Origin of the sequence: Flavobacterium salmonis, from assembly GCF_903819435.1 — a bacterium.
GTDB lineage: Bacteria > Bacteroidota > Bacteroidia > Flavobacteriales > Flavobacteriaceae > Flavobacterium > Flavobacterium chungangense.
In genome coordinates this window covers 1-2,632 of the sequence record NZ_CAIJDP010000105.1, presented here as the reverse complement: position 1 = coordinate 2,632, position 2,632 = coordinate 1, and the positions used below count along the sequence as shown (strand labels likewise).

At 33.3% G+C, this 2,632-nt stretch carries 1 protein-coding gene; it reads right to left on the bottom strand.

Annotated elements, in window-relative coordinates:
• Positions 1 to 868 precede the first annotated feature (868 nt).
• Entirely contained in the window at positions 869 to 2,023 is a 1,155-nt protein-coding gene (locus FLACHUCJ7_RS25015; protein WP_180910954.1) for an SIR2 family protein, read from the bottom strand.
• Positions 2,024 to 2,632 lie beyond the last annotated feature (609 nt).

Below are 2,632 nucleotides of genomic sequence, written 5' to 3'. Positions count from 1 at the left end.
AATTTCTGCGCTAAACTTTTCAAGTTTCTACTGGCAGATTCCGACTTTCACGCTTCTGCTTTTCAGATTCCAATTTTCAAGTTTCTGTTGGCAAGTTCCAATTTTCACGCTTCAGTTTTTCGTCTGTTTATTTTCAGATTCCAACTTTCCAACTTCTGCTGGCGATTCCAATTTTCACGCTTCTGCTTTGTAAACTTTTTGCGGAAACAATGTTTATTTCCAAATCGAAATTACCTGCGTAATTTCGGCATAACTAGCCAGTAACGTTCCCGCGCTACACGCAGGCTGGGGTTAAGAAAGCCTAAAACTTTCGGTTAAAAACTAATTTTTCAAATACAAAACCATCTTCAAATTTTGCCAAATCCCCAGCTTGCTTGTAGCGTGTGTTATGGGCCGGTTGTTTTGTCGAAATTACGAATTTCCGCAAAGTTTTTAAGTTTCTGCTTTTTGCGTTTCTGCTTTTCACGCTTCTGCTTTTCAAGTTTCTGCTGGCAAAATCCAATTTTTACGTTTCTGCTTTTGCGTTTTCAATTTTAAGCGCAACGCTTTTCAAGTTTCTACTTTTTACGCTTCTGCTGGCAAAAGCCAACTTTCACGCTTCTGCTTTTCACGCTTTCAATTTTAAGCGCAAGGTTTTTCAAGTTTCTGCTTTGTAAGTTTCTACAGAAATAAATGCTTGTTTTTCAGATTCTGTTCGTCTGCGTAATTTCGGCACAACTGGCCCATAACGTTCTCGCGCTACAGCGGGTTTGGGACTAAATTAAGACCATTCTTCGGATTTGCCAAATCATCACAAATACAAAACCAACTTTCCATTAAGCCAATTGCCCAAATCCGTTGTAGCGTGTGTTAGCTGTCGTTTTTTTAACTACAATTCATCCAAACTTCTAATGTTTCTTCCATTGCCACTAAATGGATAATCTTTGCTTCTATTATGATTGATAAAATTGAATTCTTTTTCTTTTATTTTTTCATTCAAATGGTCGTCACTAAATGAATATCCCGATACAAATAGATTATTAGAACTTGAAATAGCGTTTTCAAAGTTTTCAAAAAGCTTTTTATATAAAACTTCATTTTTAATTATTTCAGTTTTTCTGGTTCCTGTTATGAATTTAGGAACAATATCGAAATTATAATCTTGTAAAATCTCTTTAGTAGCTGGATTAATTATCTGACAATTGTGCTTAATAGAATAATTAGTTGTCATAAAATAGTCAACTTTATCAGTAGGTTGTGAAAACATTCCCTCATTTTTGTAATGTCTAAATTGATAAAAGTCTAAACTTCCGTGAAGTTTATGAATTCTAATTTTTTCTTTAAATTCATTATTGAAATAGGGAACAGGTTCGTCATTATGAACTATAGGAGAATTTTCAATGTTAAAACCTTTTGAATAGTTTACGTTATTGATATTTAATAAATGTTCTAATAAAATATCGTGATTAAGGGTGAAAATATCAACTTCATCAAAGGTTGTAATATATGAGATGAAACCTTTATAAATTTCAATTAATTCTTCGTTTTGTTTAGGAATTACTGCAAGAATGTCACCAATTAAATAATTAAGAATTGTGTTTACTCTCGAAAATTGTTTGTGGTCAAATGCAAATAAATAACTTTTATAATATTCACTATTTTTCTCTTCAAGAAAAAAAGGTTTGTCTATTAAAAGAGCTTTTTTTGCTGTTTGAAATAAATTTTCAACCCATTCAGGATTTTCAAAGTTGTCAATTATATACTGATAAAAATCTTCATAATATATAAAATTTCCTTTGTCTAAAACATAAATTTTTACAAGTTCATCAAAAACATACGAATAAGCTAAATAGTCATAATTTAATCTTCCGTTATGTATGAAGTTTTCAGTTTTATCATCAATCCAAAACCATTCGCTTGAAGAAGCTGAAAGAAGTTTTTCTCTTAAGTCTCGATTAAACTTTATAGCGATATCATTTGCTGTTGGCATTCCTGCATTTGCAGAAAATCCTGCTCCTAAAATTACAGTTAAATGTTTTTTCATATTTTAAAGTTCTTGAATTCTCCGATTCTGCGGTAAAATGACAGCTAACGTTCCCGCGCTACACGCAGGCTGGGGTTAAGAAAGCCTAAAACTTTCGGTTAAAAACTAATTTTTCAAATACAAAACCATCTTCAAATTTTGCCAAATCCCCAGCTTGCTTGTAGCGTGTGTTATGGGCCGGTTGTTTTGTCGAAATTACGAATTTCCGCAAAGTTTTTAAGTTTCTGCTTTTTGCGTTTCTGCTTTTCACGCTTCTGCTTTTCAAGTTTCTGCTGGCAAAATCCAATTTTTACGTTTCTGCTTTTGCGTTTTCAATTTTAAGCGCAACGCTTTTCAAGTTTCTACTTTTTACGCTTCTGCTGGCAAAAGCCAACTTTCACGCTTCTGCTTTTCACGCTTTCAATTTTAAGCGCAAGGTTTTTCAAGTTTCTGCTTTGTAAGTTTCTACAGAAATAAATGCTTGTTTTTCAGATTCTGTTCGTCTGCGTAATTTCGGCACAACTGGCCCATAACGTTCTCGCGCTACAGCGGGTTTGGGACTAAATTAAGCCCTATTTTCGGATTTGCCAAATCATCACAAATACAAAACCAACTTTCCATTAAGCCAAT